Below are 22438 nucleotides of genomic sequence, written 5' to 3' on the forward strand. Positions count from 1 at the left end.
GCAGGGCCCCCGAAAGCTCAAAAGCCGCCACCTTCGGTCTTGGAAGGTGGCGGCTTTTTTGTGTGAACCGCCTCAGGTGTCGGCTTTGGCGATGACCCAGATCGCGTGCACGATGCCCGGGATGTAGCCCAGCAGCGTCAGCAGGATGTTGAGCCAGAACGCGCCACCCAGTCCGACCGTCAAAAAGACCCCCAGCGGAGGGAGCAAAACCGCAAAGATGACCCGGAGTACCGACATCGCGAACCTCCCGGACTCCGGACAACCCTGCCGGAGCCGTCAAAGACCTAAGTGACCGTGTTCAGGGGGGAAGCTAACCACCATCACACGCTCACATACTCGGGATGCTCGCCACCCTCCTTGCTCAACTCGCGCGCCGGGCCCGGGCCTCCAGGAGCTCGCGCAGGTAACGCCCGGTGACACTCGCCGCGACGCCGGCCACCTCCTGCGGGCTCCCCGCAGCGACCACCTGGCCGCCCCCGGGGCCGGCCTCCGGCCCCAGATCGACGACGTGGTCACAGCGGGCGATGAAGTCGGTGTTGTGCTCCACGGCGATGACCGTGTGCCCCAGCTCCACCAGCTTACGAAGCGCCACCAGAAGCACCGACACATCCTTGAGGTGCAGCCCCACCGTGGGCTCGTCAAAGATAAAGAGCACCGGCTCGGTCTCCCCACGCTTGCGCCCGTCGGCGATGTAGGTGGCCAGCTTCAAGCGCTGTGCCTCTCCGCCGGAGTAGGTCGCCGTGGTCTGCCCCAGCCGCAAATAGCCCAGGCCCACCTCCTGCAAGGGCTTGAGCTTGCGCAGCAACGCCGCGTGCCCCTCAAAGAACGTGACCGCCTCATCGACCGTCAGCTCAAAGACCTCATCGATGGTTTTGCCCCGGTACCGTACGCCCAGCACCCGGGGCCCAAAGCGCTTGCCTCCACACTCATCGCAGGGCACCTCCACATCGGCCATAAAGTGCAACTCCACGGTGACCGTGCCCGTGCCCTCGCAGACCTCGCACCGCCCGCCGGAGGTGTTAAAGGAGAAGTCTCCCATGGTCAGCCCGGCGCGCCTGGCATCCTGGGTTCCGGAGAAAATCTTGCGAATGTCGTCATAGGCCTTGGTGTAGCTCATGGCGTTAGAGCGCGAGGAGCGACCGATGGCCGACTGGTCCATCATCTCCACATCGGCAAATCCCTCCAGCCCTTCGAGGGCCTCGAAATGGCCGGCTTCCACGCCCCCCTGCCCCCGCATACGGCGCCAACCATTAAAGAGCACATCCTCCATCAGCGTGCTCTTGCCCGAACCACTCACACCGGTGACAGCGGTGATGCGCTCATGGGGAATCGCCACGCTGATATCTTTGAGGTTGTGGTGGCGCGCCCCCACGATGCGCACCTGCCCTGGCGGCGGCCCCTCGACGCGCGCGGCCATCGCCTCGCACTCCGAGAAGTCCACGCGGGCTTCCAGATCAAATCCACTCAGGGGCCCCTGATACGTCAGGGCGCCGCCGCCCTCCCCGCCCACCGGACCGAGCTCCAGCACATGGTCGGCGCCCTCAATGATCTCCGGGTCATGCTCGACCACCACCACAGTGTTGCCCAGGTCGCGAAGCCCACGCAGCACTTCGAGCAGCTTCTGGGAATCGCGGGCGTGCAACCCGGCGGTGGGCTCATCAAGCACGTAGAGCGTGTCGGTGAGCGCGCGCCCCAGGCTGGAGGTCAGGTGAATGCGCTGCATCTCCCCGCCGGAGAGCGTCCGGGACTGGCGCCCCATCTCCAGATAGCCCAGCCCCACTTCGTGCAGATAGAGCAGCCGGTGGGTGATCTCATCGAGCAGCGGCGCGATACGCGCGCGCACCGAGGGCTCCAGCTCCAGCACATCAAAGAACGCCAGGGCCTGCTCAATGCGCATCTCCCAAAAATCACTGATCAGGCGCCCGGCAAAACGCACGTTGCGCGCGTTGGGATGCAGGCGCGTCCCCTGGCAATCTTCGCAGAGATCGTAGCCCCGGTAGCGCGCGAGCATGATGCGCACATCAGTGCGATGTTGCTTCTGGTGCAGGCTCTTAAAGAACTTCGCCAACCCCGGATAGCCCTTGCCGCCGTAGCGAATGTACTGCTTATGCTCCTCGACCAGATCGCCGTAGGGGATGTCGATGGGGATGCCCGCATCGCGGCAGGCTCCGAGCAGTTTCTTGTGCTGGGTGCGGTACTTGGGCGTCTGAAAACAGGCCACCGCCCCCTCTTCCAGCGTCACCCGCGGGTTGGGAATGACCTTGGCGTAATCCACGCCCATCGTCTTTCCAAACCCGGTGCAGGTGGGGCAGGCCCCCACGGAGCTGTTGAAACTGAAGAGCGCCGGCTGGGGCTCCATCAGATCCAGACCACAGCTGTTGCAGCGAAAGGCCTGGTCAAAGATTCGCGGCGGCTGCTCGCTGCGGTGCTCGTACACCTCGACCCGCCCCCGGCCCAGCCCCATCGCGGCCTCCACCGCCTCGGCGATGCGCATCCGATCGTCGTGGCGCAGCGCCAGACGGTCCACCACCACCGGGAAGGACTCCATATCGAGCAGGGACTCCACGCCCGACTCGGTCACATCCAGGGTCTGCCCCTCGATGTAGAGGCGGCGGTAGCCTTGTCCCACCAGATGTTCGAGCAGAAGCGCCCGCTGGGATGCCTCTTCGGGGGCGACCCGGGCCACCAGAATCACCCGGGCGCCCTCCTCTAACTCCTGGAGAAGCGTGTCGACCACCTCCGCCGGGTTATCTCTTCCCACCGGAATCTCACACGTCGGGCAGTAGGTCACGCCCACGTGGGTGTAGATCAGGTGCAGATGGTCATCGATCTCGGTGACGGTCCCCACGGTGGAGCGGGCATTGCTCACCTCGTTTTTCTGACGCAGGGCAATGGCCGGCGGCACGTGGTTGATCACGTCGATCGGCGGGCGAGGCAGGCGATCGAGAAACTGGCGCGCGTAGGTGGAGAGCGACTCGGTGTAGCGACGCTGCCCCTCGGCGTAGAGGGTGTCAAAGGCCAGGCTGGACTTCCCCGACCCGCTCACCCCGGTGACCACCGTGAGGCGATAGTGCGGGATAACGCAGGCGATGTTCTTGAGGTTATGCGTGCGAACACCTTTGAGACGGACGGCGTCCATAGACTGATCTCACTGACAAAGGGGGGGATAAAGCAGCGCGCGAGCCCCCAGCGGGGTGCGCACGGATACGGGCGACTAACGGCTTGGCCTGGCCGCTGATTCCAGCGCCTCGAATTCAGCGACCAGCGCGGCGTCATGGGGCTCGGGCATCGTGCGGATCGCCTCCCGGGCGCGCTCGAGCGCCACCTGGGCCACCAGGGGCTGCCCCTGCTGCAGGTAAGCGTTGGCCATCAGAAGCGCGACGCGGGCCTCGTCGTGAGGCGTCTGTGTCGGCGCCTCCACCAGCACGCGTGACGCGTAGGCCAGCGCTTCAAAAGGGCGCGCCTGATGCACCAGCGAGCTCAGCCGAAGCAGCGCCAGGTAGGGCGCCCCGTCAACCCCAGGCGCGTGGAAGGTCGAGGACTCGGCGTGAAGCAGACGCTCCAGCTCTTCAAAATGCCCCGCCTTCAGCAAAGCTTCGCCAAGCTCCCGGACCGCCTCCATACGCGCCGGCGTGTCGGGGGCCTGGGTGATCCGCTTCCGAAGCTCCGCCTCGGCCTCCGGATCGAGGCGAACCAGCCCGGCGGCCAGCCCGGCGATGAGCTCGAAGCGTTGACGCTCAAAGGGGCTGAGTCGATCGCTGTGGTTCTGGAGCAGATGCGCGGCGAGTTCCGCGCGGTACGCCAGCGAAGCCTCGGGAGTGGAGAGCGCCGTCAGTAGGAGGCTGCGCGAGGCCAACTCGCCATCGGCCGGGGCCTGCTGCGCGCAGCGCTCCAGATGATATCTGGCGGCCTCTTTCCCGATGAGCCCCAGCGCTTCTCCTCTCACGCAATGGGCGTATGCCCGAACCCCGGAGATCGCGTCACCACGAGCGTTGATCAGCGACACGACTTCCAGCGCACGGGCGCCTTCGTTGAGCATGATGAGCTGGCCAGCCAGGCGCCGGGCGATCTCGCGTCGGGCCCGGCGATCATCGCCGCGTGAGACCGCATCAAAGAGCGTGCGCAGCGCCTCGGTGTGCGCGCGAGCCTTGTCGCCCGAGGGCGTCACCCGGGCGCTGCCTTCGAGCACCTCGGCGCGCACCCCGGGGGCCACGTCAAGCGCCAGCCCGTCAAACATCTCGCGGGCCAGGTCCATACGCGTAATCGCGCGCTCCCTTTCGCCGGTCAGCCCATCGTAACGCGCGCGCAGCGTCTGCAGGCGCGCCTGAAGCACGCGCCCTGCCTCGCTGTTGCGCACGCTCTGCCGGGCGCCCTCGGCGTCGCTCTGGAGCTGCTCGCCAAGCCGGGCAACCTCCTCCAGGTCACGTCGCTCCAGCGCAAGCTCCAGCGCCAGGAGCCCCACCGAGAGGCGTTGCAGATCCCCAAACTGGCGCGCCTGTGCCAGCGCTTCCTCACTCAACTCCCGGGCGGTCCCGGCGTTGGCCAACATCGCCTCGGCCTGAGCCCGGTAGAGCGTCACGCGGGCGGCGTGCAGCGCACTCTCCGGAGACTCAAGTGCGGCCAGGTCCTCCCAGCGTTGCGCACGCCACAGGCGCTCGGCCAGCGCCAGCGCCGCGTCGTAGGCCAGGCTCTTTGAGTACCCGGAGAGTGCGGCCTCCAGGGCCGCCTCGGTGAGCGGAATCGCCAGGTCGTCGAACCCCCGAAGGTCAAACGACTCCGCCAGCCTCAAAAGCACGTCCGGACGCTGCCCGGCGGGGAGCGCCTGGTCCAGCAAGCCGTACGCCGCGCTCAGGGCCGCCGGCACATCTTCATCGCGCCCCTCATCGATCAGGATCGCGGCCTCCAGCAGGTAAATCTGGGCCCGGGTAATCGCCCAATCGCGGGCCCCCGGCGTGCCTTCTTTCACGTACGCCAGCGCGGCCCGAGCGCCGGTCAGGTCGCCATGTTGCAGGAAGCGATACGCCGCGCCAAAGAGGGGCTCCACGCTGGTAATGTCGTCGAAATAGCGCTCGGCGACGCTGGCGCACTGGTACACAGGCTGCCCGCCCAGCGGGCCCGCAGACGTCACAAAAAGGACTTCGGCGCAGATCCCGGCGAGCGCTCCATCAATGCGTTTATCGAGCAGGGAGAGCGCGGTGTGGGAGCTCGCCAGGAGCACCGCTCGCCCCAGCCCCGTGGCGTCGGCGCCCTCATAGTGGCGCGTCTGGTAGTGCTCAATCGAGGCAAAGAGCAGCGCATCCCAGGCCCGAAGCTCCCGGGCGCGGGCCCGTAGCTGAGCCCAGCTCTCTTCTCCCGGCGTGGGAGCCCCTTCGACCGCCAGGGCCACCGCCAGCGCGCGCGCCATGATCTGCTGCTCGGGGCGGGCCTCCGGAGCGTGCTCCCGCTCCCAGCGTCGGTACGCACGCAGCGCCGAGTCGCGCGCTCCGTGAACATAAAACGCGTACGCCGCGTTCAGGGCCAGACGCCCCTCCTCATAGCGGCTGCCGGCCCGGGCAAACCCCTGACGAGCCAGCTCCAGATGCTCTTCGGCCTCTTCGGCATTGCCCAGGTTGAGCGCCAGCCAACCCCGCACCCGGGCGATGCGCCCGGCGCGCAGCGGGTCGTCGACGCGCTGCACTTCCGTAAGCGCCCGCGCCAGGCGCTGCTGGGCGCGCTCCAGCCCCCGCTCTCGCCCGGCCCAGACCGAAGCCAACGCGCCGAGTTCGTAGGCCCGGGCACGCCCCAGCTCACGCTGCGGCGTAGGCCAGCGTTCGAAATAGCCGGCGGCGCGCTCGGCGTAGATCACCACCGCGTCCCACTGCCCCTCGTAGGCGTAGGCCCGGGCAATGGCCAGCGAGGCTTCGGCGCCATAGCCCTCGGCCTCCCGGGCCAGCTCCCGACGCGCCCAGGCCCCGTACCCCGCGGCCGCCAGCAGATCGAGCTGACGCAGCTCCGCTCCCGGCACCGATCCGTCGACGCTCAGCCCCTCGACCTGCGCCAGGTGATAGGCCGCTTTGAGCGGATAGCCGTGGTAAATCGCCACCATCGCCTCCAGCACATGGCGACGCATCTCCTCGGTGGCCTGCGGCCCCACCCACACGCCGGATTCGGCCAACGCCAGGCGCTGCGCTCCGGGCCCAAAGCCCGGGCTCAACCCCTCCGTACTCAGGCCCACCAAGAGCCCCTGCGCCCCCTCGCCCACCAGGATCTCGGCGCCCCGGCCGGCCCCCACTTCTCGCAGCTCCGCCAGCGTGCGCACCGCTTGCGCCGCCCCGCGCTCCACCACATCGGCCAGCACCTCTTCCGGGATCCCTTCCCCGGTATAGGTGGCCAGCGTGGGCTGAGGCGTCATCACCGGCGCCTCGGGGATCACCAGATAGGGCCCCTCGGCCGCGCTAAAGCCCGTTTCGGCCCGGTGCACGCCCTGCTCATCCACCACCAACGTGCCCACCATCCGCTCGCTGAGCCCGGCATCGCCGCCGCCGGTGGCCCGCAGCACCACCGCGCTCTGCAACCCGGTGGGCATCGGTCCCAGCCAGCGAATCTCTTTGCTATCCCCGCCGGCCCACATCCCCACCGTGCTGGCCAACAACTCGTCGCTAAACCCCTCGACCAGCGTCGTGGTGGTCGCACCCGGGTGCTGCATCGCCCCGTTGAACCACTCGATCGGCACCCGGGTCAGCGGCAAGAGCTCCGCGCTGCGCTCCCCGCGCGCCGCCGTCCAGAAGGCATGGACCTGCCCCTGGTACTCGATCACCGCGTATGGCGAGAGCGCCTGCCCGGGAGCCACAACCACGTACCAGCGCCCGGCCGGGTCTTTGGTCAGCGAGGTCGCGGCGCTTTTAAAGGCAGCCGCGGCGAGCTCCCCCTCCACGCGCACCACGTCGCGACAGCCGGTCAAGAGGCCGATGGCCACCACGGTACCGATGGCCAGCCTGGAGAGTCCCCCGAACCTTCTCATACCGAACCCCTGGCATTTTGCTCGCGGGCCACCCCGGCCCCCGAGGTCTCTCCGTCCGACGGCGCCGCGGCCGACTCCAGGGGCTGCTCCAGCGGGGCCGGCGCCCGGGCCTTGAGATCGCGCGCGCTGGAGGCACGCTCCCGACGCATCGGCTCATCGACCAGGTGGCAGGCCACATAATGCCCCGGTTCGGCCTGCTGGAAGCGCGGCACCTCCATCGCGCAACGCTCCCAGGCATAGGGGCAACGGGTATGAAACACGCAGCCCGAAGGCGGGTTCAGCGGGCTGGGCACATCCCCCTCCAGCACGATGCGCTGACGATCCCGCTCCACCTCCGGATCGGGAATCGGCACCGCCGAGATCAACGCCTCGGTGTAGGGGTGAATCGGGTTGTCGTAGATCTCTCGCCCCTGGGCCAACTCCGCCATCTTGCCCAGGTACATCACCGCGATGCGATCGGAGATATGCCGCACCGCCGCCAGGTCGTGGGCGATGAAGAGGTAGGTCAGGTTGAACTCCTTCTGGAGATCTTCCATCAGGTTCATGATCTGGGCTTGAATCGAGACGTCGAGCGCACTGATCGGCTCATCGCACACGATAAAGCGCGGCTCACAGGCCAGCGCCCGGGCGATGCCGATGCGCTGGCGCTGCCCGCCGGAGAACTCATGGGGGTAGCGACGGATAAAGCGCGGGTCGAGCCCGACCGTCTCCATCAGCTCCTGGACCCGCTCCCGGGCGGCCTTGCCGCTGGCCAGCTTATGGACCTTGAGCGGCTCGCCAATGATATCGCCCACCGTCATCCGCGGGTTCAGCGAGCCGTAGGGGTCCTGAAAGATCATCTGCAGATCGCGGCGCAGCGGATGCAGCTCGCTCTCCGAGAGGGTGCACAGGTCGCGTCCGTCAAAGACCACGCGCCCCTCGGTGGGCCGATAGAGCTGGATGATCGAGCGACCGGTGGTCGACTTGCCACATCCCGACTCCCCGACCAGCCCCAGGGTCTCCCCTTCCATAATCTCGAAACTCAGACCGTCGACCGCCCGCACCCGGTTGACCTCCCGACGCACAAAGGCGCCGCGGTAGACCGGAAAGTGCATTTTGAGATTGTCGATCTTCAGGAGTGCTTGACTCATCAGGGGCTCCCTTCGGCCTGAAGCTCGGCCAGGGTTTGTTCGGTAACTTTGGCGCGCCGGGCCAGCTCCTCGACCCGGGTGACTTGCGCCGTGGTCGCTTTGGAGCCGAGCTCGGCCAGGTAAACCTCGCTGGCACGCCAGCAAGCGGAGCGATGCCCCGGAGCCACCTCAAAAAGAGGCGGTCGCTCCCGCAGGCACTTCTCTTCGGCCCAGGCACAGCGCGGGGCAAAGGGGCAGCCGGGGATCGGCTTGGAGGTGTCCGGCGGCCGGCCCTCAATGGGAATCAGGCGCTCCTCATGGCCGCGATCCAGACGCGGCACGCTCTTCAACAGCCCCACCGTGTAGGGGTGGCCCGGGCTCTTAAAGAGCTTGTCGGCCTCGGTCACCTCCATCACCCGGCCGGCGTACATCACGATGATCCGGTCGGCCATCCCGGCCACCACGCCTAAGTCGTGGGTGATCATGATGACGCTGGTGCCAAAGTCGGTGCGCAGATCTTTGATCAACTCCAGAATCTGCGCCTGAATCGTCACGTCGAGCGCGGTGGTCGGCTCATCGGCGATCAGGAGCTTGGGCTCGCACAAAAGCGCCATGGCGATCATCACCCGCTGGCGCATCCCCCCGGAGAACTGGTGGGGGTACTGGTCGATGCGCTCCCGGGGCCCCGGGATGCCCACCTTCTCCAGCATCGCGATGGCCTTCTCCCGGGCCTCCTCCTTACTTAAGCCCTGGTGGGTCTGCAGGGGCTCGATCAGCTGGCGCGAAATCTTCAAAAAGGGGTTGAGGCTCGACATCGGGTCCTGCCAGATCATCGAGATCTCATTGCCCCGAATCGAGCGCAGCTCCTTTTTGGAGGCCCGCAGCAGATCTCGCCCGTCAAAGCTGACCTCGCCACCGGCGATTCGCCCCGGCGGGGAGGGAATCAGCCCGAGAATCGAAATCTGACAGACCGATTTCCCCGAGCCCGACTCCCCGACCACCCCCACACATTCGCCTCGCCGGACCTCAAAGCTTACGCCGTCGACCGCCCGCACCTCGCCATCGTCGGTGTCGAAGTAGGTCTTTAAATCATCCACCCTGAGCAGCACCTGTTCGCTGCCCTCCTCTGCCGTCTTGATGTCGCTGGTCACGTCAGTCCTTGCGAAGCTGCGGGTCGAGCGCATCGCGCAGCCCGTCCCCTACGAAGTTCAAGCTCAGAAGCGTCACCGCCAGCGCCGCTCCCGGGTAGATGATAAGCCAGGGAGCCGTCTCCATCAGCTGACGTCCCTCACTGGCCAGGGCCCCCCAGGAGGTCATCGGCGCCTGCACGCCCAGCCCCAAAAACGAGAGGAAGGCCTCTTCCAGCATCACCGCCGGCACCGTCAGCGTGGCGTACACGATGATCGGCCCCAGGGCGTTGGGGATCAGGTGGCGGAAGATGATCGCCACCCGGGAGACACCGATGGTCTGCGCGGCCTCCACAAACTCCTGGCCCTTCAGGCTGATGACCTGCCCGCGGACAATCCGCGCCATCGTCAGCCACTGCACCGCCCCCAGGGCGATGAAGAGCAAAAAGATGTTCTGGCCGAACACCACCATCAACAGGATGACCAGGAACATAAAGGGCAGCCCGTACATGATGTCGACGATACGCATCATGATGTTGTCGACCTTGCCGCCCACAAAGCCGGCGGTCGCCCCCCAGCTCACACCGATGAGAAAAGAGACCAGCGTGGCCAGCAGGCCCACCGCCAGTGAGATGCGCGCGCCGTAGAGCATCCGGCTCAACAGGTCGCGCCCGAGCTGGTCGGTGCCCAGCCAGTTGCGCTGGGGACGGGGCAGCCCCACAAAGGTCTCCGGGGTCAAATACCCCAGGCTCTCCGGGTCGAAGCGCGCGACGATATCGCGCGACTCCCCGCGGCTCACGATCTCCACCAGGCGTCCGGCGCTCTCAAAGCCCATCAGCCCGTCTTCGTCGGCATCACACGCGAAGATATCCGGGTGATTGATCGGCGCCATATTGCGCTTGATCGTCGACCACTGCCGACAGGCCGGGATGAACTCGGTCGGCGAAGGCACCGAGAAAGGCGCCGCGGCATACTCCGAGTAGGAGAGGCGCTCATCACCGTCGCGATCGATGCGCTCAAACTCCCAGCGCTGATAAGCCAGCTGCACTTCTTCCGGGGTGATCCGACCATCGTCATCGGTATCAATGGCCTCAAAGGACCACTGCCCCTGGGGCGACATCAGCGCAAAATACTCCGAGGGCACCGCGTACGACCCCGGGGGGCGAGGCACCACGTAGCTGTGCTGCTCTTCCTGATTGAAACGGGTGCCATACTGCACCAGGAGTTCGTAGAAGATGGCGCAGCTGGCCATGATCATCACGATGATCAACCCGCCCATCGCCGCACGGTTCTTCTTCAGACGCCGAAACGCGTCCTTCCACAGACTGGTCCCCTCGATCAGCTCGGGCTGAGGGGCCGGATCCGGAGCCTGTGAGCCCGGCCGACTCCGACCGTCACTCCCTGTAGGGGGCAAATTTGCCGTCATATCGATCTCTCCCTTAGTCGTCGTAGCTGACCCGCGGGTCGAGCACCGTGTAGAGGATGTCGACGACCAGGTTCAAAACCACCAGCAGTGATGAGTAGAGGATGATGGTGCCCAGCACCAGGTTGTAGTCCCGGTTGAGCGCCGAGCGCACAAAGTGGGTCCCGACCCCGGGCAGGTTGAAGATCTCTTCGACCACCACCGAGCCGGTCAGCAGCGCCGCAAAGGCCGGTCCCAGGTAGCTGACCACCGGCAGAAGCGCGCCCTTGAGCGCGTGGCGAAAGACCACCAGCTGCTCGCTCAGCCCCTTGGCCCGGGCGGTGCGGATGTAATCCTTGCGGATCACCTCCAGCATCCCGCCGCGCGTCAGCCGCGCGATGTAGGCTGCGTAAAAGAGCCCCAGGGTGATCGAGGGCAGCACGCTATCGGCCCAGCTCTCCCAGCCCACCGCGGTGAACCACCCCAGCTTCAGCGAGAAGAGCATGATCAAAAGCGGCCCCAGCACGAAGTTCGGGATGCTCACCCCGATCATCGCCACGGTCATCACGCTGTAATCGGGCATCGTGTTCTGGCGCAGCCCGGCAAAGAGCCCGGCCGGCACCCCGATCAACAACGCGATCAAGAGCGCCTGAATCCCCAGCTGAACCGTGTACGGGAGCGCCGCGCCCAGGGTCTCCATCACCGTGCGGTCGGTCACCATTGACCCGCCCAGGCTGCCCTGAAGCAGGGTGGCCACGTAGATGAAGTACTGGGTCTCGTTCCACTCCGAGACCGGCAGCACCTCCAGCGGGCCCAGCACCAGCGCGCCACTGGACTCCCAGTACTGACAGCCTTCTAAGGGGGTGAGCGGCGGGGGCGAATGCACCGGGAACACCGGGCGATCCAGCGCGTGCTCTTTGATGCAGGCGCAGGCGTTGGCCTCGCGCTCTTGCAGACAGGGGTTACTCGGGGCCTGGCGCGTGATCCACAGCGAAAGGGTGACGATCGTCAAGATCACCACCACCGAGCTGAGGAGGCGCCGGATAATAAAGCGGGTCACTGCACTCTCCGCGTTGTCAAATGACACTGCCCGGGAGCGGCAGCCAGCATGGCCGGCGCGCCCGGGACGTCTCTGGGGTTCACCTGATTCACTCGGCCGGGGCGGCCGGCTCCTGCGGGAGGCTCAGGTATTTGATCAGGTGGATGTCCCGGTTATGCGGCTCAAACCCTTCCAGGAAGCGCGAAACCAGGATGTTGTTGGTGTAGTAGTACACCGGGATCACCGGGCCGCGCTCCAGGACAATCGCCTCGGCCTGGGCCAAAAACGCCATGCGCTGGGCCGGGTCGCGCTCGGCCCGGGCCTTGTTGAGGAGCTCGTCGTACTCCGCGTCACTCCAGCCGGTGTTGTTGTTGCCGTTGCCGGTCTCCCACATGTCCAAGAAAGTCATCGGATCGTTGTAGTCGCCGATCCAGCCGGCGCGGGCAATCTCGTAGCTCATCGAGGAGACGTCCTGCAGGTAGGTGCGCCACTCCTTGTTCACCAGCTGAATGTCCACGCCCAGGTTGCGCTTCCACATCGCCTGAACCGCCTCGGCGATCAGCTTGTGGTTCTCATCGACGTTGTAGAGCAGCTGCACCCGCGGGAATCCCTCCCCGTCGGGGTAGCCGGCCTCGGCCAGCAGCTCCTTGGCGCGCTGCACATTGTAGCTCAGGCCCGGGCCCTGCTCGGTGTAGCCGGGAAGCCCCTGGGGCACGAAGTGATTGGCCACCGTGTAGAGGTTATTCATGGTGTCTTCGACCAGCGACTGGCGGTCGACCGCCATCGCCAGCGCCTGACGCACCCGGTTGTCGACCAGCGGGCTCTCTTCGTCGCTGACGTTGATCCGGTAGTAATAGACCCCCAGCATCGGCTCCTGAAGGTAGTCCGGGTGGGTCAAGAGCCCGGTGATCTGCGCCACCGGCAGGCTCGTCCCGCTCCAGTGGAGTTCGCCGGTGCGGTAGGCGTTCACCGCGGCGTTGGTGTCCTGAATGATGCGAATCCGGGCCTGATCCAGCGCCACGTTATCCTTGTCCCAGTAGTGCTCGTTTTTCTTGAGCAGCATGTCCTGCTGCTCCCGGTAGCTCTCCAGGGTGTAGGCGCCGTTGCTCACGATGTTCTCGGCCCGCGTCCAGGCGTTGCCCTTCTCCTCGATCAGGTCCATCGGCACCGGGAAGAAGGTGTAAAACGCCACCAGCTCCGGGAAGTAAGGCGTGGGCTGAGCCAGCGTCACCTCCAGGGTGCGCGCATCCACCACCTTGACGCCCACCTGGCTCCAGTCGGTGATCTCACCCTTGGAGTAGGCCTCGGCGTTATCGATCACCCACATAAAGCTCTGGTAATCGCTGGGAAAGTCCGGCGTGAGCACCCGGCGCCAGGAGCGCTCAAAGTCCTCGGCGGTGACCGGCTCCCCATTGGACCACTTCGCGTCCTCACGCAGCTTAAAGGTGTAGGTGCGTCCGTCTTCGCTGAGTTCGTAGCTCTCGGCCACCCCGGGCACGACCAGCTCGCTGGCCTCCTTAAGCCCCTCGGTGGTCGGACCGGGCATCATCAGGCCCTCAAAGAGGTTGAAGGCCACGCGCCCCTCCGGCGCCCCGCTCATGCGACCGGGGTCCAGGGTCTGCGGGTCGGCGGCCACGGCGAAGGTGAACATGTCGGCCTTGGAGCCGGCCACAAACTCGGCGGCCTGGCCGCCCTTGGCCTGCCCCTTACCCGAGGGGGCCGGCTCTTTATCGCAGCCCCAGATGCTCAACGTCATCGCTCCGGCCAGCGCGCCCATCAGCACGCGACGCGCCATTGTATTGCCCGAACTCATCACCATCGTATCGACCTCAACGCCAGAAGGGACCTAAAAATCTCGTGATTCAACGGGCTCGTTTGTAACGGCTCATCGTTGCGGGTGTCAATCTGGCGCTACCGCACGCGATCGCCCCCCGGGCCCCCTAACCCCGTGTCAGGAGTGCCCCGACGCCGCGTCCCGGTACTCCTCTACCTTCCCCCACTCCCCTGCCCATCTCCTCTTGAACGCCCCGCAGCCCCTCCCCACGCCCCGCGAACCCTCTTATCACCCTCTCCATACTTAAAACTCGGGCCGCAGACCCTCTCTCCACCCCTGCTGCATTTGAACCACACCGACTTATGCCTTCGCAGCCTTTTAAGGCTTCGCAAAACGCCCGCTTAAGCCTTCGCCAGCCCCGCTCCGGCTGCCGAAGCCCCCGCTTAAGCCTTCGCAGCCCCTTAAGGCACCGCAAAACGCCCGCTTAAGCCTTCGCAGCCCCTTAAGGCACCGCAAAACGCCCGCATAAGCCTTCGCAGCCCGGTTGCGCCTCTTCAGGTCCCCATCAAAGCCTTCGCCAGCCTGGCGGCACCTCCCCGGGCCCCCATCAAAGCCTTCGCGACGCGTTTTTCATTTTAAACTACGCTCACCTAAGCGCATAAATACTGGCCGATCGGCAGTTCCGCCTCTCGGACGAGTCCCGGGCCCGGGGGCACGCATCGCGTCACTTTTGGGGTGACCACCGGAGAGCGGGAGACCGCCCGGCATCCCCGTTGTCAATCGCCGGGCGGCGCGCACCTTCGCGCTCGCCAGGGCCGCGGCCGGCCCGGTTGGCAGGGCTCGGCGGCGGTGATACACCTGCCGACGCTGGTCTTCGCCCGATGATGCGCCGCATCAAATGAATGGATTCAAACCCCGGAGAAGGCATGACCCCCCCTCTTAATGCGATTACCAGGTGCAGCTCCCGAGCCGCCCTGGTCCTGGCCGGCGCGCTGGCGCTGAGCCTGACCCCCGCCCTGCACGCCCCGGCCTCGGCGCAGCAAACACAGGAAGCCGGCGAGCTCATGGAGAGCCGCACGCTGGACAACGGTCTGGATGTGCTGGTGATCCCCGACCCCTCGGTGCCCATCGTGACCATCGAGCTCACGGTCAAAAATGGCGCCTACACCGAGACGCCCGAGCTCAACGGCTTGAGCCACCTCTACGAGCACATGTTCTTTAAGGGCAACGCCGTCATCCCCAACCAGGAGGCCTACCTGGAGCGGATGCGCGAGCTGGGCATCGTGTTCAACGGCACCACCAGCAGCGAGCGCGTCAACTACTTCTTCACCCTGCCGGCCGACAACCTCCAGCCCGGGCTGGAGTTTATGTACGACGCCACCGTCTCGCCAAACTTCGACGAGGCGGAGTTTGCCCGGGAGAAAGAGGTGGTCCTTGGCGAGGCCGACCGCGCCGAGTCGAGCCCCTATTACTGGCTGAACCGCGGGGTGGAGAGCCTGTTGTGGTACCGCTACCCGGCGCGCAAAGACCCGCTGGGCTCGCGCGAGGCCATCACCGCGGCCACCGTGGCGCAGATGACCCGCATGAAGGAGCTCTACTACGTGCCCAACAACTCGGTGATCATGGTCGCCGGCGATGTGGAGCCCGCGGAGGCCTTTGCCACCGTCGAGAGCATCTTTGGCAAGTGGGAGCGCGGGCCCGACCCCTTTGAGGTCGAGCCGGTGCCGCCCCATCCCCCCCTGGAGGGCGACGCCTTTGTGGTGGTCGAGCGCGAGGTGCAGATGCCGGTGTTCCAGCTCAACTGGCATGGCCCCTCGGTGGGCGAAGACCCGGTGGCCACGCACGCCGCCGACGTGTTGAGCTTTATCCTGAGCCAGCCGACCAGCCGCTTCTACAAAGAGCTCATCGACAGCCAGCTCACCCTGGGAGCCTCGCTGAGCTACTACACCCAGGCCTTCACCGGTCCGATCAGCCTGACGGCCCAGACCCTCCCCGACACCTTCTACGCCGCGCTGGAGGCCGCTCTCATCGAGGTCTCCCGCTTTGCCGATCCGGACTACTTCACCGACGAGCAGCTGGAGGCGGCCAAGACCATCCTGGCCGTTCAGGAGATCTACGGCCGCGAGCAGACCAGCTCCTTTGCTCACACCGTCACCTTCTGGTGGGCGGTGGCCGGGCTCGACTACTACCGCAGCTACATCGCGGATCTGCAGGCCATCACCCGCGACGACATCGCCAACTACGTGCGCACCTACCTTGAGGGCCAGCCCATGGTGGTCGGCGCCCTGGCCAGCCCGGCGCATATCGAAGAGCTGGGCCTGAGCGAGGAACGCCTCCAGGAGGTCGTGGAACGCGTACGCGCCCGCATCGCCGAAGACGCCCCACAAGCCACCGAAGCCCGCCAAGGAGGTCAGCCATGAAGATCACCCGTCCCATCACCGCTCTGACCCTGGCCGCGCTTGTGGCGGCCTGCGCCTCCCCCGCCCCCGCGCCCGACCAGGCGCCGGTGGAGAGCACCCTGGCCAGCGCCGAGCGCCCGATCCCCGAGCTGCGCGAGCTGCAGTGGATCGAGGGCCAGCCCACCATCGAGGACCTGGGCTCGACCGAGACCATCCGCGCCACCCGCGTGGGGGCGCTCAAGGTCATCCACATGAACACGCCCGCCAACCAGGTGGTCGTCGCCCGGCTGCTCACCGCCGGGGGGCAGGCCGACCTAAGCGCGAGCATCGCCGGCATTGAGCGCCTCTCCTTGAGCGTGGCCGCCGGCGGGGGCACCGCCTCCACGCCCAAAGACGCCTTTAACGCACAGCTCGACGCCATCGGGGCCTCCATCGGCTCCTTTGCCGCGGCCGATTACTCGGGCATCTCCATGCGCTCGGTGGTCGAGCATTTTGAGCCCACCTGGGAGCTCTTCACCCAGGCGGTGCTGGAGCCGGCCTTCCCCGATGAGGAGGTCGAGCTGCGCCGCGCCCGCCAGATCGCCGAGATCGAAAGCGTACGCGACAGCCCCGACGCGCTGGTCGGCGAGATGGTCAGCGACCTCTACTTCGCCGGTCACCCCTATGCCAATCGCCAGGTCGGCACGGTGGAATCGGTCAGCGCCCTGACCACCGCGGAGCTGCAGGCCTGGCAGCGCAGCCTCCTGCAGCCCGACCGGATGCTCCTGGTGGTGGTGGGCAACATCGACCACGACCAGCTCATCAAGCGCGTGGCGGCGAGCTTCGGACGACTGGCGCCGACCGGCGCCGAGGCGCCGGCGGTGCCGGCGGTGGTGCATAGCGAACGCGCGCTGCGCATCGAAGCCCAGGAGATCCCGACCAACTACATCATGGGGTACTTTGGCGCCCCGGCCCTGGATCATGCCGACTACCCGGCGATGCTCCTGGCCACCCGCTACCTGCGCGATCGTCTCTTTGAGGAGGTCCGCACCAAACGCAACCTCACCTACGCGGTCTCGGCGGGCATGGCCACGCGCAAGGCCAACTTCGGCTACCTCTACGTCACGGCGACCGACCCGGCGGCCACGCTGCCGGTGATGTTCGACGAGGTGGCGCGCCTGCAAAACGAGCGCCTCGACCCGCTGGCCCTCGAGAAGATTCGCAACGTCTTTTTGACCGGCCACTACATGAACCTGCAGACCAACGCCAGCCAGGCCGGCATGCTGGCCGACCACGAACTGCTGGGCGGCGGCTGGCAGGAGGTCGACACCTTCCTGGATGCCATCAACGCGGTCACCCCGGCCGACATCCAGCGCGTGGCGCAGACCTACATCAACACCTACCAGTTCGCCGCGGTTGGCGAGCCCTCCGAGCTCCCCGCGGAGATCTTTGGCGTGAGCCCGCAGGCCACCGATGAGGTCGACGCCGACCAGGTGCTCGGTGAAGAGAGCGACGCGCCGGCCGCGCCTTAAAGCGTCTGGCGAGCGACCAGGGCGAAGGGGGCTCCTCCCCCGGGCCCTGGTCGCCTCTCCCGGTAGATCCCCGGCGCGGCCGCTGCCGCCCGCGCCCCACCCCCGCAGCTCGTTATGACCTCTCCCCCCCTCCTCTCCCGACTCCGCCCCCACCTGCTGCCGGGGCTCGACGCGCCCCGACACGCCCCGATCGTCATCGACGCCACCGCGTTGGACACCGGCCACCGCAACCGCGGCATCGGCCGCTACGTGCACGGGCTCGTAAGCGCCATGGGCCGGCTGGAGGAGCCTCCCTCGGCCGCGCTCCTGCGCCTGCACCCCGACGCCTCGCCAACGAGTGCGGCACGCCGGACCGACGGCCCCTCGGACAGGGCGCTACCCGAGGGCTTTGCGACCTGGACCCTGCGCCGTCCCCGCACCACGCATCTGGGCCGATTCTTACTCAACGAGCTCCGGCTCCATGCCGAACTCAGCGGCGCCGGGGCTCGCCTCTACCACGCCACCGAGCCCTGGTCGGCGCCGGTGGGGCCCGGACTAAAAACCGTGATCACCTGCCACGACCTCATCCCCCTGCAGTTCCCCGAACACTACATGGGTAAGGGGCATCGCTACTGGCAGGTCTACCACCACTACATGAAGCTGCGCCGGCGCTGGCAGGCCCTGGACCATATCATCGCCATCAGCCAGGCCACCGCCGATGAGCTCAAGCAACGCTTTAACGTATCCCCGGAACGCATCACGGTGGTGCCCAATGGCATCGATCACGGCCATTTTCGGCCGCCATCCGAGAAGGCGATCAACAACCTCAAGCAACGCTTCAACCTTCAAAAGCCCTTCGCGCTCTACCTGGGGGGCTACGATTATCGCAAAAACACCCCGCTGCTGATCCGCGCGCTGGCCGAGCTGCCGGCCTCAGTGGAGCTGGAGCTGGTCCTGGCCGGGGGCATCGACGAGGCGGCTCGCCAGGACCACGAACGCCTGGCCGCCCGCCTGGGGCAGTCCCATCGCCTGCGCTGGACGGGATTTGTCGACGACGCCGATCTCCCCGCCCTCTATGCGGCGGCCCGCGTGTTCTGCTATCCCTCGCTGGCCGAGGGCTTTGGACTGCAGGCGCTGGAGGCCATGGCCTGTGGCTGCCCGGTGATCGCCGCGGCGCAATCCAGCCTGCCCGAAGTGGTGGGCGACGCCGCGATCCTGGCCGATCCGAACTCGGCCCGGGACTGGGCCCGGGAACTCGCCGCGCTCTTTGCCGCGGAGCCCCCGGAGTCGCGCCTGCGCGAGCTGCGCGCCCGTGGCCAAGAACGTGCGGCCACCTTCTCCTGGGAGCGCTGCGCCCGGGAGACCGCTGCCGTCTACCAGCGGATATTGGCAACGCCCTGAAGCCCCCCAGTTGATGACCGGCCTGTGGCCCTTCACCCCGACCGCAGCCCCCGACGCAAGGATCCCCCGTGGTAGAACGCCCCCCCACCAAAGCCCCCTCGCCACTGGCGAGCGCCGCCGAGATTCTGGCCGGGGCCCGGGTGGCCTTTGTGGCCGACCAGTTCGCCGACGCCCCGCGCACCCCGGATGAGCCCTACCCCGGGGGCGCCGAACTCACGGACGCCGCCGCCCTGGAAGCCGCCCCGATCCCGGTGACCTGCCTGCGCACCGCCGAGCTCCGACCGGAGGAGGTGGCCGACTTCGACCTCTTGATCCTGGGCAACCTGGAGGCCGCCTCCCCGCGCCTTTTGGAGGCGCTGGCCGCCCACGGCCGCCATGTGCTCTTTGAGCACGATCTGCGCCTGTGCCGCTGGCGCGGAAACTTCCCCTCGGCCCACGACGCGATGCACCGCCGGGGCGCCACCTGCACCTGCCCCAACCCGGCGGTGCACACCCTCTTTGCTTCGGCCCTGGGCGCGATCTTTCTCACCGAGAACCAGCGCCGTCACTACGCGAAAAACCCCTATTACCAGGGGGCCCCCCACGCCATCCTGGGCTCCTCGCTGATGAACCGCGCGTTCTTTGAGCGCCTCGACCGCCGGGCCGACCCGACTCGCCAGGACGAGCCGCCCCGGGAGCATCGGGCCACCATCTGCTACTCGGGTTCGGCCTCCAAAGGCTTTCAAGAAGCACTTGAACTCTGCCGCACCCACGCCATCGAACCCTTTATCATTCGGCACCTGCGGCCCCCGCAGGTGCTCGACGTCCTGGCACACTCTCAGAGCTTCATCTACCTGCCCCAGGCCTTTGAGGCCGCCGGACGCATGCCCCTGGAAGCGCGTTTTCTGGGGGCCCGGGTGATCACCAACCGCGTCACCGGCATCGCCGGCGAGCCCTGGTGGCAGCTCGACGATGCGGCGGCCCTGGCCCACGTGCGCCAGGCCCCGGCGCGCTTCTGGCAGCACGTGGCCCGCTTCTATGTGCGCCCGGCCCCGGCGCGGCGCAAAGCCCCCCGGGCCGCGGAGTTCACCCTCTACAAAGGCGCATTAAAACCACTGGCCACCGCACTCTCCCTGGGCCGCGCCGCGCTGGAGAAGAGCCCCCTCTATCCGAAACTCGGCCAGGCCAGTCAGACGCTCAACCATGCCATCGACCGCCACCAGGCGGCCCTTTCCCCCCTCGAACCTCTGGAGCTTTGATGTCCACCCTCCTCGTGACCGGCGGCGCCGGCTACATCGGAAGCCACGTGGCCTGGGCCCTTGTCGACGCCGGGCACCACGTCGTGATCCTCGACAACCTCTCCACCGGGGTGCGCGAAAACATCCCGCCTCAGGCCCGACTGGTGATCGGCGATGTGGGAGATGCCGTCCTCTTAAAGCGTCTCTTCACCAATCACACGGTCGACGCCATTCTGCACTTCGCCGGCAGCATCGTGGTGCCCGAGTCGGTCGAAAACCCGCTGAAATACTACGACAACAACACCACCCGGACCCGCACGCTTTTGGAAGCCGCGGTGACCGCCGGCGTCCCCCGCTTTGTGTTCTCCTCGACGGCCGCGGTCTATGGGGAGCCCGCACACCTGCCGGTCACCGAAGACTCCCCCACCCGGCCGATCAACCCCTACGGTCGCTCCAAGCTGATGACCGAGTGGATGCTGGAAGACGTCTCCCGAGCGCACCCCCTGAACTATGTGGCGCTGCGCTACTTCAACGTCGCCGGGGCCGATCCGGCCGGGCGCACCGGGCAATCCACCCCGCAGGCCACCCACCTGATCAAGGTCGCCTGCCAGCTGGCCACCGGTCAGCGCGAGTCGATGGCCATCTTTGGCACCGACTACCCCACCGACGATGGCACCTGCGTGCGCGACTACATTCACGTCAGCGACCTGGCCGACGCCCACCTGCGCGCGCTGGAGTTTCTCGCAGAGCACAAGACCAGCGCGGTGTTCAACTGCGGCTACGGCCACGGCTACTCCGTGCGCCAGGTCGTCTCCGCGGTGGAGCGCGTGGTCGGCAAAAAGCTCAACGTCACCCAGAGCCCGCGCCGCGCCGGTGATCCTCCCGAGCTCATCTCCGACCCCACGCGCCTGCGCCAGGCCACCGGCTGGGAGCCGCGCCATGACGATCTGGAAACGATCGTCAAAAGCGCCCTGGACTGGGAGGCCCAGACCCGCGCCTGAGATCAGGAGGGCTCAGCGGCCGGCCAGCTCCCGCAAACGCTCGACCAGCCGGTCGTTGAGCCCCTCAATGGCAAACTCCTCCTCCACAATCGCCCGGCCGCGCTGCCCGTAGCCCTCCCAGTCCTGCGGCGCATCGAGCAAAGTCGCCAGCGCCCGGGCCAGCCCCTCCACATCGCGCTCCTCGGCCAGCAGCCCGGATTCCTCATGGCGAATCAGCTCCGGAATCCCGCTGTGATGCGTGCTGATCACCGGCATCCCCGTGGCCAGCCCCTCCATCAACACCACCGGCAGCCCTTCCATATCGCCGTTGGCCGCCCGCACGCTCGGGGTCAGCAAGACATGGTGGTCGGAGAGGAGCTCAATGATCTCGTCCTGGTGCTTCCACCCCAAAAAATCCACCGCGTCTCCCAGGTTCAGCTCCCGGGCCCGTGCTTTGAGCGACTCACTCAGCGGACCGTCACCCGCAATATGGTAGCGAGCCCCCGGATAGCGCTCTCGAACCCGGGCAAAGGCCTCCAGCGCGTAGCTCACGCCTTTTTTCTCCACCAGACGCCCGATGGTCAGCAGCCGCACCTGCCCCCCCTCATCGGGGCGGCGAGCCTTAAACTCAAAGCGCGTGGTATCGATGCCCATCCGGTGCACGGCGATCTTGTGACGAGGAGCCCCCATCGCGATCAGCTCACGCTCCCAGTGCTCACTGATCGGCAAGAGCAGGTCCGCCCCCTTAAAGAGTTCCCGATACACGCCCGGGCCCCGCTCCCGGGGAAACACGCTCATATCGTAGCCATGAAAGAACACGGCCAGCCGCCCCTGGAGCGCGCCCATCTCCCTTAAGATCTGGCACTCCCGCCCCAGGTTTCCGAAGTGGCAGAGCACCACATCAAAGGGCTTGAGCCGGCTTAAGTGCGCAGCCTTAACCATCAACGCCGCCGAGAGCCGGGCTTCGTGGCGCCGGGTCGAGCCCACCGCCTGGAGCGCCCCTTTGAGCAGGCGCCGCTTCCTGGAGAGCACCAGCGCGCGCACCCCATCCAACGCCTGATCGGGCGCCGGTTGCCCCAGCTGTGTCCAGTACACCGTGCGCGCCATCAGCCCGTAGCGCTCCACATCCGGATGCACCTTCTCGGCCTTACGGGGCGGATCGGCCAGAATCGTGACCTCACAGCCTCGATCGATGAGGCCCGTGATCTGGTTGAGCACAAAGGTCTGACTTAAGGCCGGAAAGGCTCCGGTCACAACGGCAACACGCATGGTTTCATCTCGTTCGGGGTCATCGCCATCGCTGCCTTTAGCGCGCAGCGCGCCTGTGCTTATCAACCGGGCGCAGATTGAGTAAAGGGGCAGTCCCCCGATCGCCTTTCGGCCCCCTTGAAGCCTTCCCCCCGGCGCAGGCTCTTTGCGCTTTTTTGATGAAAATCATTTGCCAGACATCTGCACAGGCATATAGTTACTGAACACATGTAGCGGCGCCCGCTGCCCTGC

The 22438-nt window shown here is 66.7% G+C and carries 14 protein-coding genes; 5 read left to right on the top strand and 9 right to left on the bottom strand.

Features of this window, described 5'->3' with window-relative positions:
* Positions 1-72 precede the first annotated feature (72 nt).
* From DL240_RS05970 to DL240_RS06010, 8 genes are all read right to left on the bottom strand, one after another.
* Positions 73-237: a YqaE/Pmp3 family membrane protein gene (locus DL240_RS05970; protein ID WP_111728961.1), complete on the bottom strand. Its 165-nt coding sequence runs from the start codon at positions 235-237 to the stop codon at positions 73-75.
* Between the two features lie 124 nt (positions 238-361).
* Positions 362-3139, bottom strand: coding sequence for an excinuclease ABC subunit UvrA (gene uvrA / locus DL240_RS05975; protein ID WP_111728962.1), 2778 nt, complete (start codon positions 3137-3139; stop codon positions 362-364).
* 75 nt (positions 3140-3214) lie between these two features.
* Complete coding sequence (locus DL240_RS05980) at positions 3215-7000, bottom strand: hypothetical protein (protein WP_111728963.1); 3786 nt, start codon at positions 6998-7000, stop codon at positions 3215-3217.
* Positions 6997-8130 carry an ABC transporter ATP-binding protein gene (locus DL240_RS05985; RefSeq protein WP_111728964.1) on the bottom strand — a complete coding sequence of 378 codons (1134 nt, stop codon included), beginning with the start codon at positions 8128-8130 and terminating at the stop codon, positions 6997-6999. Before DL240_RS05985 ends, DL240_RS05980 begins: the two co-directional genes overlap by 4 nt.
* Positions 8130-9260: an ABC transporter ATP-binding protein gene (locus DL240_RS05990; RefSeq protein ID WP_233497047.1), complete on the bottom strand. Its 1131-nt coding sequence runs from the start codon at positions 9258-9260 to the stop codon at positions 8130-8132. Before DL240_RS05990 ends, DL240_RS05985 begins: the two co-directional genes overlap by 1 nt.
* A gap of 1 nt (position 9261) precedes the next feature.
* The gene (locus DL240_RS20945; protein ID WP_199589754.1) at positions 9262-10662 is read right to left on the bottom strand and encodes an ABC transporter permease subunit; all 1401 of its coding nucleotides are present in this window, start codon (positions 10660-10662) and stop codon (positions 9262-9264) included.
* A 13-nt stretch (positions 10663-10675) separates the two neighbouring features.
* Positions 10676-11698, bottom strand: coding sequence for an ABC transporter permease (locus DL240_RS06005; RefSeq protein ID WP_111728966.1), 1023 nt, complete (start codon positions 11696-11698; stop codon positions 10676-10678).
* 88 nt (positions 11699-11786) lie between these two features.
* Complete coding sequence (locus tag DL240_RS06010; RefSeq protein WP_111728967.1) at positions 11787-13496, bottom strand: peptide ABC transporter substrate-binding protein; 1710 nt, start codon at positions 13494-13496, stop codon at positions 11787-11789.
* 881 nt (positions 13497-14377) lie between these two features.
* Between DL240_RS06010 and DL240_RS06015 the strand changes: the two genes are divergently transcribed.
* The 5 genes from DL240_RS06015 to galE all read left to right on the top strand — a co-directional run bounded on the left by DL240_RS06015 (position 14378) and on the right by galE (position 20959).
* Positions 14378-15871, top strand: coding sequence for a M16 family metallopeptidase (locus DL240_RS06015; RefSeq protein WP_158542383.1), 1494 nt, complete (start codon positions 14378-14380; stop codon positions 15869-15871).
* Positions 15868-17361: a M16 family metallopeptidase gene (locus DL240_RS06020; RefSeq protein WP_111728969.1), complete on the top strand. Its 1494-nt coding sequence runs from the start codon at positions 15868-15870 to the stop codon at positions 17359-17361. The genes DL240_RS06015 and DL240_RS06020 overlap by 4 nt, the downstream gene beginning before the upstream one ends.
* 114 nt (positions 17362-17475) lie before the next feature.
* Positions 17476-18741 carry a glycosyltransferase family 4 protein gene (locus DL240_RS06025; protein WP_111728970.1) on the top strand — a complete coding sequence of 422 codons (1266 nt, stop codon included), beginning with the start codon at positions 17476-17478 and terminating at the stop codon, positions 18739-18741.
* A gap of 68 nt (positions 18742-18809) precedes the next feature.
* Positions 18810-19979 carry a hypothetical protein gene (locus DL240_RS06030; RefSeq protein ID WP_111728971.1) on the top strand — a complete coding sequence of 390 codons (1170 nt, stop codon included), beginning with the start codon at positions 18810-18812 and terminating at the stop codon, positions 19977-19979.
* Positions 19979-20959 (top strand): UDP-glucose 4-epimerase GalE, encoded by a 981-nt coding sequence (gene galE / locus DL240_RS06035; RefSeq protein WP_111728972.1) that lies wholly within the window; start codon positions 19979-19981, stop codon positions 20957-20959. The genes DL240_RS06030 and galE overlap by 1 nt, the downstream gene beginning before the upstream one ends.
* 12 nt (positions 20960-20971) lie before the next feature.
* Here galE and DL240_RS06040 read toward each other — a convergent pair whose 3' ends face one another.
* Positions 20972-22207, bottom strand: coding sequence for a glycosyltransferase (locus DL240_RS06040; RefSeq protein WP_111728973.1), 1236 nt, complete (start codon positions 22205-22207; stop codon positions 20972-20974).
* Positions 22208-22438: the final 231 nt, after the last annotated feature.

It is taken from the genome of Lujinxingia litoralis (assembly GCF_003260125.1).
Lineage (GTDB): Bacteria > Myxococcota_A > Bradymonadia > Bradymonadales > Bradymonadaceae > Lujinxingia > Lujinxingia litoralis.